Raw genomic sequence first — 15,640 nt, 5'->3', positions numbered from 1 at the left:
GGCAGATTGGATGAGATATGTCAAATCCCAAAAGGGAAATGTTTTCCTTTTGGCCATACTTGTATTAGTCATAGGCTCCGTCATTTCCCTTACGCTCATCGGCATGTCGATCAATGGCACCGCCCGGAATGAGCACCGGGAGGATCTTACCCAGGCCAAGAAAAATGCGGAAAGCGGCATTGAACATTTAACGGCCAGCATGCAAAAGAAATTGAAGGACAATCTACCTGCTCCAGGCATCAATACGAGCAGTTCATTGGCAAACTTTAAAAAAGATTTTATCGATAATTTGGAGTTACATAGATGTCCTCCGGAAAATAAAATACATATTGAAAAACCTGAGAAAAATTACATACATAACGAAGATGGAAATACCCATTACTCTACGTGCATCAATTATGATGAAAATGAAATCAATCAATTATTGAACCAAAATCATTTTTATGTTCCAATCACAATACAGAGCATCGGTTATGCCGACGGTGAAGAAAAAACCATCACCGCCAAAGCCAAGTTCGGCGCAACGTATAAGAACTATCCCAGCTTTCTGGACTTCGCCGTTGCGACCCATCCGGGAACGAATGGAAATGGGGATTCCGACAAAAGAAGCGAAAATTTAATTTTAAACGGCGGAATCCAAATAAAGGGAAATGTCTTTACAAACGGGAATATCGTGCTATCCAACCGGGGATATGTGCCTGTTCCGGAGAGCGATTATAAGGACAATCCGTGGAAGTTGTCCACTTATCCCGAAATTTCAGGAGTCCTGTATAACAATTCGGACAAATCCTTATTCAAAATGAATCAATTTGAAGTCGGGAACAGCTGCAAACGTCCGGAAGCGGCTACCAATATTCTTGCCATTTTGTCCGGCGCTTTGGGCACAGTCCTTGACTCCGTGATCAACGTTTTGGGGTATATTTTGTTAGGAACTTTTGATGCGCCAAGCAAATATCTCACCTACTACGATTTGGAATATTACAATTATGATAATCAGTTATCCAATTGTTTTACAAAACTTCCGATCAGCGATATTTCTTCATACCTCTTGAAGAAAGACAATTTAAAACTTCAAAAGACCGGATTAGAATTGGAGCCTGTCCAAATCGCCGGCGCGAACAGTTTTATTGAACATGGCAAACAAAATATCAAAAGCATTGTCGAAAATAACGGGACAACTTTTACGAACGCCATTTCCTTCTATGCGAAAGGAAAAAAAGAAGGAAATTATAAAATCGAAAATGCCAGCATATTGATCAACAACTCAACCTATAAAGGAACTTACTATATCAGGACACCGGAGAAACTGGATTTTCCGGCCGTTTATACTTCCAGTACATCCTATCTTACGGATTTATTAAATAATCTTGTATCCAGCTTAAATCTGGGGAATCTGTTAAAAGAGCTGGGAATCAAAGATTTGTTGAGCTTATTGACCGGCAGCAACAAACAGAATAAAGGCCTGGAAGGGCAATTTTATATTGAACATGCCGCCAATCAGGATAAATTATTAACCGAATTGCTAAAGAAATTGGAATTATTGTCCTCCGGCAAACCGGATGAAAAGCGTCTGCTGGATTTTCTTATCAATAATAGAGGGCTTATCCCGCAAGGAAAGGCTTTCAATCTGGATCCGGGATTGATGGATAATAGCAATTTCACATTAAATGGCGTCTATTTTATGAAAGGGGACGTCAAAATCTACGACACCAATATCACCGGCGACGCGATCCTTTTCGTCGATGGAAGTGTGGAAATTCTGCGTTCCAAATTGAATCACAAAAATAATCATAAGCTGCTCATTTTCGCAACCGGGGATATTATCTACAAATTTGATTCCCAGACGGACCGGGATATGATCAATGACAATAAACCGGTTGAAATCAATGCTTATTTGTATTCCAACCGGACAGTGGAATTCCACGGCACTTTAAAAAATATCCATGTTAAAGGCGGAATTGCAGGAAATCAGGTGATCTTGACCGGTATCAGAGGAGAAGTGAATAAAAAGCTGATCGGTCTGCCGTATTTATGGGATTTGAAAAACACGACAAACGAAAATGCATCACCCCGTTTAATTGTCGAACATGATCCGGATTTATGGAAAACTTTCAAGGAACTTACAAATCAATATTCCTCCATGCCGGATTATTATGAATTTTTCCTTGAACCATTGAAAATCACTTCCAGAAAATAAAACAATTCTCCCGGGCGTAACCGCCGGGAGAATTGTTTCTTTCGGCAAAAAAGCCGGGTCGGCAATTCGACCCGGTTTTTTCATTAATACATTTTCAAATAATGTTCAAGTTCCCATGGGTGAACTGTGGAACGGTACATTTCGAACTCGATTTCCTTCGCTTCCTTGAAGTTTTGGTAGATGTGTGGTCCAAGGGCGTTTTTCACCACTTCATCTTTTTCCAATAAACGGAGCGCATCATCGAGCTGTGCAGGCAAGTTTTCAATACCGTTTTCGCGGCGTTCTTCCTCCGTCATCACATAAATGTTCCGGTTGATTGGAGCAGGAGGCGTCAATTTGTTTTTGATGCCGTCAAGACCTGAAGCCAAAATAACCGCCATCGCCAAATAAGGGTTTGCGGACGGGTCGACGGAACGCACTTCAATCCGTGTTGATACGCCACGGGATGCAGGCACGCGGATCAAAGGAGAACGGTTTTGCGCAGACCAGGCGACATATACCGGCGCTTCAAATCCCGGAACTAGCCGTTTGTAGGAGTTCACGGTCGGGTTTGTAATGGCAGTAAAGCTTTGCACATGTTTCAATACGCCCGCCATAAACTGCATCGCCACTTCGGACAATCCTAGTTCGTTGGATGGATCATAGAACGCATTCTCATTCCCTTTAAATAATGAAACGTTGCAATGCATTCCCGATCCGGCTTCCCCGAAAATCGGCTTCGGCATAAATGTTGCATGCAGTCCGTGTTTTCTCGCAATGGTTTTCACAACCAATTTGAATGTTTGGATATTGTCGCAGGCTGTGACCGCATCTGCATATTTAAAGTCGATTTCATGTTGGCCAGGCGCCACTTCATGGTGGGAAGCTTCCACTTCAAAGCCCATTTCTTCCAATTCAAGAACGATATCGCGGCGGCAATTTTCCCCGAGATCGGTCGGAGCCAAATCAAAATAGCCGCCATGGTCGTTCACTTCCAAAGTAGGTTCCCCATGTTCATTCAATTTGAATAGGAAGAATTCAGGTTCGGGACCTAGATTGAAATGGGTAAAGCCCAATGCCTCCATTTCTTTCAAAACCCGTTTTAAGTTCGTGCGCGGATCACCGAGGAACGGCTTACCGTCGGCAGTATAGATATCGCAAATAAATCGCGCCACTTTCCCTTTTCCGGTTGTCCAAGGGAAAACCATGAATGTATCTAAATCCGGATACAAATACATATCGGATTCTTCAATCCGGACAAATCCTTCAATGGAGGATCCATCGAACATCATTTTATTGTTTAATGCTTTGTCCAATTGGCTTACAGGAATTTCAACGTTTTTGATTGTTCCCAAAATATCTGTAAATTGCAGACGGATGAATTTTACTTCCTTTTCTTCCACTAATCGATAGATGTCTTCCTTCGTATACTTACCCACAATTTCACTCTCCTACAAAAATTTAAAATATCATTGATAATATCGAATCACGTCCGCATATCTAAATTTTGGTTTTTGCAGATGGGATTGTGCCATCTTCATTTCCTCCCGCAAAATGCTGCGGATCTGTTCATCGAAAAGCTCCTTTTCCGACTTTCTTTGCCCATTAATTTCATTTTTCATTTCAAATACTTTTTTATTCCAGCTATGTTTAAACCTTGTTCAAGCAGATCTTTGATTTCCAAAAGCAAATCAACATCGTTCAACGAAAACATCCGTTGGTTGCCTTCCGTACGGTGCGGACAAATCAATCCCTGTTCTTCATAATAACGGATTTGCCGCGCGGTCAAATCCGTCAGCTGAATGACGGTCCCAATCGGCAACAACGGCATGGATCTCCGGATTTCGCTCGTTCGTTTCTTGTGCTGTACCATGTCACTCCTCCCTAATGATGAACATTTTACTATCCGGCATATTGTTTGTCAATGTCATGTCAGAAAACCTTACATGGGAAAATTCAGCGATTTTTTTATGAATTTGCTTGCATTTTCCATGAAAAAAACTGTGGAACGGCCTTCCGTCTCCACAGTTTTTCAAATTCTGTTATTTTTTTAATCGATAAAGAAATTCCAGCAAATAAATCAACAATCCCAAATACAAACTGAATGCGGTTTGGACAACTTCGTGCTCTTTTATATAATAACCCAGGATCAAATTGAAGTCATACACGGTAAAGAGAACAAAAACGGACACAAAAAGGGCGGCAATAATGAAATATATCATATGGTTTATCGGGATGAAAAAGAAAATGAAGGAAAACAGGACCAGAACCAATAATGAGGCGGCAAGATATGCCCCCCAGGGAAAAAAATCCCTCGGCATCTTCAACACAAACAATGCCAATAAAATGAATAAAACGGCAGTACCAACGAAAACCGCAAACACAAACGCCGCCCCGACCGCCTCAATAAAGAAATGCACCAGCCAATAGAACATCGCGCCCGTAAACAATGGCACCAGATATAATATGACGCTGCCCATCTGCACCTTCCGAACAAAAAGAATGATGCCGAGCAAAATGACATTTATGATGGAAACCGAAAGGAGAAAGGCGTGCGGCAAAAACAATCCCATTGCAAAACCAACGCCCGAAAGCAGCCACATAAGCGCAAAATGTTTCATTACGAGTTGCAAATGATAGCCGTACATTCCAACAACTCCGTTTTTCTTATTTAGTTCAATATATTGTTTGGCGGAGTTGTCTATTCAACCGAAAAAGTTTTCCCGATATACTCTATCGACCATTGATGATCTGCTATGACCATTTTTGTGACGCTGGCCCCGTCAATATGGAAATCCCAGATATTAGACACCGGCAGTTCCAGGATGGATAAAATGGCCGCGCGAATGGCGACACCATGGGATACGGCGAGAATTTTCCCTGTCGGAAAATTCCGTTGGCAACTCTTCATAAAATCAACCATTCTGGAAATGACTTGTTGAAAGCTTTCCCCCGTATCAGGAAGGTATCTTTCCGGATTATGGATGTAATCCCGGTATCTAAGATCCCCTTTTTCCAGTTCTGCAATCCGCTTCCCTTGCCAAGTGCCAAGATGGATTTCCAAAAGTCTGGGATCTCTCTTAATCGGCAAGTAATGGCCTACCAATAGATAGGCAGTGTCATAGGCCCTTGTAGAAGGGCTTGAAAATGCGCAATCAAATTGAACATCTTTCAAATGCTCTTTTAATTGCTTGACTTGTCCGATGCCCCTGGGCGTCAATTCCGAATCGAGCCAGCCTTGCAAGCGCCCTTCCCGGTTCCATTCCGTTTCGCCGTGTCGCACGAAATAAAGCTCCAATCTATTTTCCATACCATTCATCCATTACCTGTTGAAATTTTTTCATGGCATCTTCCCCCTTCATTCCGATCCTGAGCCACCTGCCGTCCATGCCCCTAAAATTTTCCGTATGTCTCAGCACGACTCCTTTCTTTAGGCAATAAAAATAAAAATCCCTCGTCTTTTCCGGTTCTTGCAGCTGAAAACATAAAAAGTTCGTCACGCTGTCCGTCATTTTGCAATTTCTTTCCAGCAAATAATGTTCGAGATTTCGTTTGATCTTTTGATGCCGTTCAATGCTTTCGTTGCGGAAAGTTTCGTCTTCAAGGCACAATTGGCCGATTTTGATCGCCAATCCATTGACATGCCAGTGGGGAAGACGGCGCTGCAATTCCTCCACAAGCTCCTTTCTCCCCACCAAATATCCTAATCGGATGCCGGCGATGCCGTACATTTTCGTCATCGACCGCATCACCGTCAAACGGGGATATTGTTCAACGAGGGGGATCACCGATTCCGACTCATCGGTCCAATCCATAAAAGCTTCATCAACCAATAATTCACACTCCACCTTTTCTCCATGAATCAGCAATTCTTCGATGGTTTCTTTCGGAATCAGGGAGCCCGTCGGATTGTTCGGATTGCATAAGTAGAGGCAAGCCGCGTCTTTCATGTGCTCTTTGATCTGTTCCAGAGGGAGCTTGTATGTCGCGATTTCTTCCGCCATCAGTTCAATCATTTTGGCGCCTTGCGCTTCAAGCGTCGACCTGTATTCCGAAAAAGTCGGATGAACGATGATGGCCTGCCGGTTGGAAAATCTTCCTGCAAAAAACGTCAACAGTTCAGCGGCGCCGTTGCCGATGAGAACCTGTTCTTTTGCAACGTTCAGTTTCGCTGCCAGCAAGGTCCTGAAAGGCTCCGCTTCCGGATGGGGATAAGCGGCAATGTGATGCAGCAAATCCGGCCATGCTTCTTTAATTCTTGGCGGGAATCCGAACGCATTGACATTCTCGCTTAAATCATACACCTCTTCCGGCATCGGAATCCGAAAACGTTCGTAGAGGGACTTATAATTGGCTCCATGCGAAGGAAATTCCAACGATGACACCCCCCATGATGATGGTAAACAATGCGGAAGCGGCGAACATCTGGCGGATGGCGTCTTTTATATGCTCCGCTTCCAATGGAACATCCGCTTTCCCCATATATGCGCGAAAAGATGGAATTCCTTGATAGGAGTTGTACCCTCCCAATCTGATTCCAAGTTGATAGCTTGTCGCCGCTTCCAAATATCCGCTATTGGGACTTGGATGTTTTTTGGCGTCTTCCAGCCATAAGCGCAGCCGTTCGGCAAATGGACGGTTTGTTTTATTTTTTGTAAATAAAAGGATAATCAGTCCTGTAATTCTGCTCGGGAGAAAATTTGCCGCATCATCCAGTCTGGCGCTGAATTTTCCAAAATCCTTATAGGTTTCGTTCTTGTAGCCGATCATTGAATCCAATGTATTAATGGCTTTATACGTCCACAAACCGGTGGCTCCAAAAAGACAGGCGTAAAATAACGGTGCCGTCACTCCGTCGCTCGTGTTTTCGGACACCGTTTCCACCACACCGCGCACCACTTCCGGTTCATCCAAATGTTCCGTATCGCGCCCGACAATCCACGATAATTTTTTTCTGGCTTCCTCAAGATTACCTCCGGCCAGTGCATCGTATACTTCCATCGCCGCATCCTTCAAACTTTTTTGGGCAAGGCCAATCCCGATCAATGCGCTTTCGACAATAAAACCTGCAACGAAATGAATTTGATAGGCAAGTTTCACGATGGAAAAAGTGATGAGGGCGACAGAAAATACGACGATTACGCCCGTCAGCATCCCTTTTAACGTCCGGCGGGATCCTTTATTCAAATGTTTGGAAAGAAAATGGATAAACGAGCCAATCCACCGGACAGGATGGGGCATTTTCGGAGGGTCCCCGATGATCGCGTCCAGCACTTGCCCAATAATCACTGTAATGATGGTCATGGCGATGATTTTCCTTTCGTAAAATCAAGATATTGCATTACCGCGTCTGTCAAGGTTTCATATAAGGCTTTTCCCAGGAACGACCCCAATTTTGTAATCGAGCCTCCGTATTCATGAAATTCCCCTTTTTGGGTGGATGCGATGCAAATGCTGTCTGTCGAGGTGCCTGTTGCGACGGTTCCCGAGTTCGGATCCTTAATCGACAGCTCCGAAAGCACTTTCACCTTTGTTTCGACCGCGCAGCACAACCCTTGAATCAAGGCTTCATCCGTCAAAACGCCGTTAATGAAAATGAAAATATTGATTGTTCCATTGACGGGTTTATAAAAATATGCGTGGGACCGGGTGACGTCCACCGCATTCCCCAGTCCTGCGGTAACCAGCAATAAGATCGAAGTATCCCCTTCTTCAAAAAATCGGCAAAGGGCATATTTCATATCAACGGCCGTCATCATGGCCACGGTATCCTTCGGAGGGAATCCCCGGTCCTCAAGAAACCGTTTCATTTCCTCGCGGGGGTCCGGAGGGAAGTACGTTTTATCGACGGTGCGATTGATAAAATACCGGTAGCTGCCGCAGCCCGCGTTGTGCATGGCCGAACTGAACGCGCGGAGGGGGCCGTCCGCTTCGACCGCGATATAGTCGCCGTATTTTTTGATGGATTCAAGCGTGATCATGAATCTCCCCCAATTTTTGGACGGCGCTCAATACCGCATATTTGACATGCTCATATGTCAAGCCCCCCTGAACATACGCCGTATATGGAGGACGGATCGGGCCGTCCGCCGACAGTTCGATGCTTGACCCTTGGACAAATGTTCCCGCGGCCATGATGACATCGTCCTCATAACCCGGCATGTAGGATGGCACCGGCGCAAAGTGGGCATTAATCGGGGAAGCCGCCTGGATTTCCTGGCAAAATGCGATCATTTGCTCCGCCGTCTGGAATGAGACGGATTGGATCAAATCGGTGCGGTAGTCGGAATAATGGGGAGCCGTTTTCATGCCGACCTCTTCCAGAATGGCGGCCGTAAAGATGGCACCTTTTAAGCTTTGCACCACCACGTGTGGCGCCAGGAAAAATCCTTGGTAAAAATCGATCAGGGTATTGAGTGTTGCCCCGGCTTCCGCACCGATGCCGGGGCTTGTCATCCGGTAGGCGCATTTTTCCACTAAATCCGCCCTTCCGGCAATATAACCGCCCGTTTTTGCCAGTCCTCCCCCAGGGTTTTTGATGAGGGATCCTGCCATTAAATCCGCCCCCACTTCAGTCGGCTCAAGGCGTTCCACAAATTCGCCGTAGCAGTTATCGACAAAGATGACAACGTCCCGTTTGATTTCCCTCACTTTTTCGCACATCGCGCGAATTTGCTTAATCGTAAAGGAAGGTCTTGTCGCATAGCCTTTCGAACGCTGGATGGCGATCATTTTTGTATTTTCGTTGATTGCCTCCCGGACGCCTTCCCAATCAATTTCCCTGTCATCCAGGAGATCGATGTGGCGATACTTGATGCCGAAATCTTTCAATGAACCGGTATCCTTTTTTCCCCCATCCACGATGGATTGCAGAGTGTCGTAAGGCTTGCCGGTAATATAAATCAGTTCATCTCCTGGCCGCAGCACGCCAAATAAGCTGATGGTGATGGCATGCGTCCCCGAGATAATTTGGCTTCGCACAAGGGCGCTTTCGGCTCCAAACACTTCGGCATATACTTTTTCCAATGTGTCCCGTCCATGGTCATCATAGCCGTAACCCGTTGAAGGATTGAGATGAAAGTCGCTTACTTGATGTTTCCGGAAAGCGGCCAGCACTTTCTGTTGGTTAAAAAAGGCGGTTTCCTCTATTCTTTCATGATATGGTTTAATTTTTTCTTCAATTTTTTTTGCCAATTCTATCATTTCCGGTTTTAAACTTGATATGAACATGTTTCCTGCTCCTGTCTGTTAAATCTCGCTTTTTGCTCATCCTTTACCATCTTATCAATTCATCAAGTGGAGTCAACCATAATAACATAATATTTCCATCATCCGTCCCGGCAGCAAATAAAAAGAGGAGTCCTTGCAGGAACTCCACCTCATCCATTATTTAAATTCCAATTCCCCATCGTAGGCTTCCATTCCGCCTTCAAGATTGACGGCATTAAAGCCTTGGGATTCTAGAAACTGGCATGCTTTTCCGCTTCGGTTTCCTGAACGGCAAACAATGATGTATTCTTTCGAAGGATCCAATTCCTCCAAACGTTCAGGAAGTTCTCCGAGAGGAATATGTACGGCGCCGGGGATCATGCCGTTTGCCACTTCGAAATCTTCGCGTACATCGATGATATTTAAATCTTCATTGGCATCCAATAGATTGATTAATTCTTCTGTTGTCATCGTTTTCATTTAAAACCCTCCAAATTATTCTAATCTGATTCTCTTTATTATAATTGACAAAATAAAAATCGGCGAGCAGAAAACCGCCGATTTCTTTGGAAATTATTCTTCTGGTTGAATCGAAACATTTTTGGATGGCGAAAACGTTGAAATGGCATGTTTATAAATTAAATGCTGTTTGCCTTCCGATTCGATTAACACCGTAAAATTATCATAGGACTTGACTGTTCCTTTCAATTGGAAACCATTTAATAAAAAGACCGTTACGAAAGTATTGCTTTTGCGCAAATTGTTTAAAAAAGTATCTTGTAAATTTATTGATTTCACACCGCACACCTCATCTATTTTTTTCTCTAATGTAAAATATTCGATAGGTTGATCCTAATTTCCTTCTTTATTATAAAAAAATTTAGACATTTTTATAATACTTTCCCAATCATTTCCTATCCATTGGACATCCATTTTGTTTCGGAAATAAGTCATTTGCCTTTTTGCGTACCGGCGGGAATTTTGTTTGATTTGCTCCACCGCCTCCTCCAAAGAAATTTTTCCATCCAAATAGTCATACAGCTCTTTGTAACCAATCGCTTGGACGGATTGGACATTCCGGATATTTTTTTTCCATAAACTTCGGACTTCCTCAAGCAAGCCCTGCTCCATCATCAAGTCTACCCGTTCATTGATGCGCCGATACAATTCTTCGCGGTCAATGTTCATGCCGATGATGAAATGATTGTATAGCGGTATGTTTCCGCGGTTCAATTCTTCCGATTGCCGGGAAACCCCATGAAGCTCGATCAGCTCCAATGCCCGGATGACGCGGCGGGTGTTGTTCGGATGAATTTTTTTCGCCGTTTCCGGATCGAGCGCGGCAAGTTTTTTGTGCATGGCTTCCGGTCCGATTTTCGCGAGCTCTTCATAATATTTTTTTCGGGCTTCTTTGTCGGCCTTTTCTCCGGTAAATTGAAAATCGTATAATACCGCCTGAATATACAAACCTGTGCCGCCGACAATGATCGGCAACTTCCTTCTGCTATGGATCTCTTTTATTTTTTGTCTCGCCAGCCGTTGATATTCCGCTACGGAAAAACTTTCATCAGGTTCTTTAAAGCTCAATAAATGGTGGGGAATCCCTTCCATCTCTTCCGGACGGATTTTGGCGGTTCCGATATCAAGCCCTTTATAGACTTGCATCGAGTCCCCATTGATGATTTCGCCGTCAAAGGCTTTGGCCATTTTGATGCTGAGCGCGGTTTTTCCTGAAGCGGTCGGACCAACGATGGCGACCACATCAATCAGCTTTTGTCGTTCCATTTCTTTAACCACCGTTTTATTACTTTATATACTAACTCTTTGCTTCGTTCATTCAATATTTCATGGCGCATGCCCTCAAAAAGATGAACCGCGACATGCTCCAGGCCAGCCTCCGTCAATTGTTCCGCCACCTGAAACACGCCTTTTCCATTATTTCCAACCGGATCGGCAGCACCGCTGATCAAAAGAACAGGCAAATCTTTGCGGATTTTTTTATTTTCCTTTTTGCGGCTGATCAGCAAGAGCCCGTCGGTCAAATCTTTAAAAAATTGATGGGTCGGAACAAATCCGCAATATGGATCATTGATATAGCTCTCCACCGCCTGGCCATCACTAGTCAGCCAATCAAAAGGGGTCTTCGGGTTTTCAAATTGTTTGTTGAAACTTGAGAAAGCCAACTCATTCATCCATTTGCTTTCCATTTCTTTACCCTGCATTCGTATAAGGGATTTGGCGAGCAGGTTGCCGATATAATGCAAAGCGGTCGTCGCGCCGGTTCCGCACAAAATGCATTGATGGACCAGGCTGGAATGAAGTTGAATGAATCTTCTTGCCAAAAAAGAGCCCATGCTATGGCCAAAGATTATGCGGGGGGCCTCTTTGTTCATCGTTTGATTGACAATCTCATAGACATCTTCCACGACCCGTTCAAAGCCGTCATCATCGCAAAAATAGCCAAGCTTTCCGCTCACTTCCCCCGTTTTTCCGTGGCCACGATGGTCGGGTACGATTACCCGGTATCCTTCCAGATGGAGGAAGTTGGCGAAGTCATCATATCTCCCTCCATGCTCCCCCATCCCATGAAGGATATAAAAGTCCCCTATCGGATTTTCCTGTTCATAAATCCTTGTATAGATTTTTTGTCCGTCGCTCATCTCAAACCATCGCGCCACTTTCAATAAAATCACCCTTCGCATCTTGAATAAACTGGTTTAATTGCATGGTATAAAACAATCTTTCATCTTCAGAATAGCCAATCCTTTTGCCCATTATATCGATCACTGCCTCTTTTGTTTTCTCCACTTGCGGGATGTCAAAAAACATGAGGCCGGTCCTGCGGATGAAGAAATCGGCCGGCGTGTATGCCATTTCATAATCAATGCTATAAAGGAGCTGGGCGTACAACGATTTCGGAAGGGAATCGGGCAATTCTTCCGAATCCAGGTAAGCCAAAACCCGGTCCACATTGGTTCCATACATTTTGGCGAGCCGTTTTACTTCCTCAAAAGTTAACCCCGCCTTTGTCCCCTCCAAAGCCTTTCGATTTATAAAATCCTCGAAATTGGAGGAGCGCAGTCCTTCCGCGCCTGATAAAGATAATTTTTTCGTTTTGCATCCCGTGGCATGCCGGAATCGATGTTTTTTTACAATTTGATCCACAATTTTTTCGGCCATTTTCCGGTATCCGGTCAGTTTCCCTCCGGCAATGGTCATGAGGCCGCTTCGGGAAGTCCAGATTTCATCTTTCCTGGATATCGCGGAAGGCTGTGATTCTTTTTCATATATTAGAGGACGAATCCCGGCCCAGGAGGATTCCACATCATGTTCATGAAGAGAAAGAACCGGAAAGATTGCACGAAGGGAATTTAATAAATATTGGATATCCTCTTTGTCCGCAACCGGCCGGATCGGGTCCCCTTCATAAAAGGTATCGGTTGTGCCGACATAAACTTTGTTATTTCTTGGAATGGCAAAGACCATACGGCCATCGTCCACATCAAAATAGATGGCTTGCCGCAAAGGTAGAACCGCCTGATCAAACACGATATGAACGCCCTTTGTCAATTTCAAAGCTTTTCTTTTTCTATCATTGTGGACGTCTTTCTTTAACACTTCGTCAACCCAAGGACCTGCGGCATTCACAATTTGAGCGGCATGAATTGTTATTGTTTCCCCGGAAATTTCATCGCGAACTTTCGCGGCAACAATGCGATTATTTTCATATACAAAATCCGTTACTCGGGCATAATTCAAGCAAATGGCTTTATATTCCACAGCTTTCTTGATCACTTCAAGGACCAGTCTCGCATCATCCGTTTTATATTCCACATAGTAGCCTGCGCCGAGCAAACCGTCCTCTTTCAAAAACGGGACGAGTTCAAGGGCATCTTTTTTTGAAAGCATTTGACGCCGTTCAGATTTGCGGACGTTGGCCAATGAATCATAGATTCTTAATCCGATGGAAGTGGAACATTTCCCTAACGGGCCATCTTTGTAAATGGGAAGGAGCATTCTTTCGGGAGTTGTGACATGGATGCTGTTTTCATAAACGATTTCCCGCTCCCGCCCCACTTCCGAAACAAGGCGGAATTCCAGTTGTTTTAAATAGCGGAGACCTCCGTGGATCAATTTCGTCGAACGGCTGGAAGTGCCCGCTGCAAAATCCTGCATATCCACCAGTGCCACGGAAAGGCCCCTTGAGGCGGCGTCGAGGGCAATCCCCGCGCCCGTAATGCCGCCGCCAATCACCAGCACATCAAAAGAATAGTTGTTCAATAGACGCAACATTTCTGGGCGTTCTTTATATGAAAACATCCGATCTCCCCTTTTCCAAGTATGCCTCTTCCTCTTACATGACCCTTTTAAACATTTTTTCGATTTCGTAAGAAGAGAAATGAATCATCACGGGGCGGCCATGGGGGCATGTAAACGGGTTTTCCGCTTTGCGCAGGTCCCCAATGAGCGCTTCCATCTGCTCTTTTGTCAAATACTGGTTCGCTTTGATGGAACGCTTGCAGCTCATCATGATGGCGGCTTCTTCCCTCAGTTTTTTCACATCGGTTTTTCTCGTTTTCAAAACTTGCTCAATTAATTCTTCGATGATTTCCTGTTCGAATCCTTTTGGAAACCATGTCGGATGCTCCCTTACGACAAATGAAGACGGGCCGAAATCTTCAAGAAAAACCCCCACTTCTTCGAGCGCCTTCCGGTTTTCTTTTAAAATATATGCTTCATCCTGGGAGTAATGGAACGTTAACGGCAAAAGCAGCGATTGCCGCTCATTCGGATCCACTTCCCCCACTTTTTCTTTAAAATATTCATATTTGATCCGTTCCTGGGCGGCATGCTGATCGATTAAATAAAACCCGTCTTCCATTTGTGCCACGATATATGTGCCGTGTATTTGGCCGACCACTTCGAGGTCAGGGAAGGGCTCCTTCTTCTGTTGATCAATCCGCCCTTCCGAAGTTAGAGGCTCATCCAATCCATTTTTGGCTGCCATATCCTTTATTTCTTCATCCCCATTATCCCTGGCATCTTCGTCTTTTTGGTATGTCCATTCCTCTGTTTGTACCTCTGTAGCGGGATCCCCTTTCATCTCTGCCGCGGTGCTTTCATTTACGACGGACGCTTCTCCGGTCAAGCGCTCCACGATGGAATGGAATTTGGTTCCATCGATGGACGGCTGCTTCCAAATATTCATCTGTTCGCTGTATGGCCGCGCCTTCTTTTCTTTTTTCTGGGCCAATGGAACATTCATGTGCTCCCTGATGGCATTTCGGATGGTGTTTTCAATCAGCGGCAGCAAATCTTCCTCTTTGCTGAGACGGATTTGCAGTTTTGCGGGATGCACATTGACGTCCGTCAAATAAGGGTCGCCTTCAATGTACAAGACCACGATGGGATACCGCTCGATGGGCAGAAAAGTATGGTATGCATCAATGATGGTTTTTTGGATGACATAATGTTTTACCCATCGTCCATTGACAAAAATGGAAATGTAGTTTTTCGATGCCCTCGTCACTTCCGGCAGCGTCGCATAGCCATGGATTGTATAATCTTTTGTTTCGCCGCGGAAAGGAATCATTTTTTTCGCATTCTGCACCCCATAAATGGCGGCCAGCACTTGTTGGACGTTCCCCCTGCCATTCGTTTGAAGGATGGTGCTTCCGTTATGGACAAGTTTGAAGGAAATATTTGGATAACCAAGGGCGAGGCGGTTCATTAAATCGATGGAATGCCCAAGTTCCGTTTGGATGGTTTTTAAATACTTCAGCCTTGCCGGTGTATTGTAAAACAATTGGGAAACGGTAATTTCCGTCCCTTTTCTGAGGGGGCCGGGCTTTTTGGAAACAATGGTTCCTCCTTCCAGCTCCAATTCAATGCCCGATTCCCCGTCGGAAGTCACCAGTTTCAGTTTGGAGACCGCGGCGATGGACGCCAAAGCTTCCCCGCGGAATCCCAGGGTGCGGATGCGGAATAAATCCTGTTCCTTGGATATTTTCGATGTCGCGTGGCGTGAAAAGCATAATTGGGCATCGGTTTCATCCATGCCGCTTCCGTTGTCGATCACCTGGATGGAGGAAAGCCCGGCTTCTTCAAGAAAAACTTCAATGGAGGTGCTTCCGGCGTCTATGGCATTTTCCACAAGCTCTTTCACAACGGATGCCGGCCTTTCCACCACTTCTCCAGCCGCGATTTTATTGGACAGCCATTCATCCATGATCCGGATTTTGCCCATCGGTATCC

Annotated in this window: 14 protein-coding genes and 1 pseudogene; 1 reads left to right on the top strand and 14 read right to left on the bottom strand. The window is 44.8% G+C overall.

The window, feature by feature from the left end:
* The first annotated feature begins 10 nt into the window (after window positions 1-10).
* Window positions 11-2,197: a hypothetical protein gene (locus NST62_RS04415; RefSeq protein WP_328219638.1), complete on the top strand. Its 2,187-nt coding sequence runs from the start codon at window positions 11-13 to the stop codon at window positions 2,195-2,197.
* A gap of 83 nt (window positions 2,198-2,280) precedes the next feature.
* Here the strand turns inward: NST62_RS04415 and glnA are convergent, their stop codons facing one another.
* The 14 genes and pseudogenes from glnA to mutL form a co-directional block, all read right to left on the bottom strand.
* Window positions 2,281-3,615, bottom strand: a complete 1,335-nt coding sequence (gene glnA / locus NST62_RS04410; protein ID WP_141601016.1) for a type I glutamate--ammonia ligase — start codon at window positions 3,613-3,615, stop codon at window positions 2,281-2,283.
* A 30-nt stretch (window positions 3,616-3,645) separates the two neighbouring features.
* A pseudogene (locus tag NST62_RS04405) lies at window positions 3,646-4,049 on the bottom strand (MerR family transcriptional regulator).
* A 169-nt stretch (window positions 4,050-4,218) separates the two neighbouring features.
* Window positions 4,219-4,824, bottom strand: coding sequence for a Bax inhibitor-1 family protein (locus tag NST62_RS04400; RefSeq protein WP_141601018.1), 606 nt, complete (start codon window positions 4,822-4,824; stop codon window positions 4,219-4,221).
* A 53-nt stretch (window positions 4,825-4,877) separates the two neighbouring features.
* Complete coding sequence (locus NST62_RS04395) at window positions 4,878-5,486, bottom strand: histidine phosphatase family protein (protein WP_181733131.1); 609 nt, start codon at window positions 5,484-5,486, stop codon at window positions 4,878-4,880.
* Window positions 5,476-6,552 carry an aminotransferase class I/II-fold pyridoxal phosphate-dependent enzyme gene (locus NST62_RS04390; protein WP_342463173.1) on the bottom strand — a complete coding sequence of 359 codons (1,077 nt, stop codon included), beginning with the start codon at window positions 6,550-6,552 and terminating at the stop codon, window positions 5,476-5,478. Before NST62_RS04390 ends, NST62_RS04395 begins: the two co-directional genes overlap by 11 nt.
* Complete coding sequence (gene cbiB / locus NST62_RS04385) at window positions 6,521-7,480, bottom strand: adenosylcobinamide-phosphate synthase CbiB (RefSeq protein ID WP_141601021.1); 960 nt, start codon at window positions 7,478-7,480, stop codon at window positions 6,521-6,523. The genes NST62_RS04390 and cbiB overlap by 32 nt, the downstream gene beginning before the upstream one ends.
* Window positions 7,477-8,157: an adenosylcobinamide amidohydrolase gene (locus NST62_RS04380; RefSeq protein WP_141601022.1), complete on the bottom strand. Its 681-nt coding sequence runs from the start codon at window positions 8,155-8,157 to the stop codon at window positions 7,477-7,479. The genes cbiB and NST62_RS04380 overlap by 4 nt, the downstream gene beginning before the upstream one ends.
* Window positions 8,144-9,406 (bottom strand): aminotransferase class I/II-fold pyridoxal phosphate-dependent enzyme, encoded by a 1,263-nt coding sequence (locus NST62_RS04375; RefSeq protein WP_342463172.1) that lies wholly within the window; start codon window positions 9,404-9,406, stop codon window positions 8,144-8,146. The genes NST62_RS04380 and NST62_RS04375 overlap by 14 nt, the downstream gene beginning before the upstream one ends.
* A gap of 156 nt (window positions 9,407-9,562) precedes the next feature.
* Window positions 9,563-9,865 (bottom strand): rhodanese-like domain-containing protein, encoded by a 303-nt coding sequence (locus tag NST62_RS04370; RefSeq protein WP_141601024.1) that lies wholly within the window; start codon window positions 9,863-9,865, stop codon window positions 9,563-9,565.
* Window positions 9,866-9,958: 93 nt separating this feature from the next.
* The gene (hfq, locus tag NST62_RS04365; RefSeq protein WP_141601025.1) at window positions 9,959-10,183 is read right to left on the bottom strand and encodes an RNA chaperone Hfq; all 225 of its coding nucleotides are present in this window, start codon (window positions 10,181-10,183) and stop codon (window positions 9,959-9,961) included.
* A gap of 54 nt (window positions 10,184-10,237) precedes the next feature.
* The gene (gene miaA, locus NST62_RS04360; protein ID WP_141601026.1) at window positions 10,238-11,170 is read right to left on the bottom strand and encodes a tRNA (adenosine(37)-N6)-dimethylallyltransferase MiaA; all 933 of its coding nucleotides are present in this window, start codon (window positions 11,168-11,170) and stop codon (window positions 10,238-10,240) included.
* Complete coding sequence (locus NST62_RS04355) at window positions 11,152-12,063, bottom strand: alpha/beta fold hydrolase (RefSeq protein ID WP_342463171.1); 912 nt, start codon at window positions 12,061-12,063, stop codon at window positions 11,152-11,154. The genes miaA and NST62_RS04355 overlap by 19 nt, the downstream gene beginning before the upstream one ends.
* Window positions 12,047-13,705: a glycerol-3-phosphate dehydrogenase/oxidase gene (locus NST62_RS04350; protein ID WP_141601027.1), complete on the bottom strand. Its 1,659-nt coding sequence runs from the start codon at window positions 13,703-13,705 to the stop codon at window positions 12,047-12,049. Before NST62_RS04350 ends, NST62_RS04355 begins: the two co-directional genes overlap by 17 nt.
* Before the next feature lie 34 nt (window positions 13,706-13,739).
* Window positions 13,740-15,632, bottom strand: a complete 1,893-nt coding sequence (mutL, locus tag NST62_RS04345) for a DNA mismatch repair endonuclease MutL (protein WP_342463170.1) — start codon at window positions 15,630-15,632, stop codon at window positions 13,740-13,742.
* Between the last annotated feature and the right edge of the window lie 8 nt (window positions 15,633-15,640).

It is taken from the genome of Ureibacillus sp. FSL K6-8385 (assembly GCF_038593155.1).
GTDB lineage: Bacteria > Bacillota > Bacilli > Bacillales_A > Planococcaceae > Ureibacillus > Ureibacillus terrenus.
The sequence above is the reverse complement of the archived record's forward strand: the minus strand, read 5'-3'. Positions and strand labels throughout refer to the sequence as shown.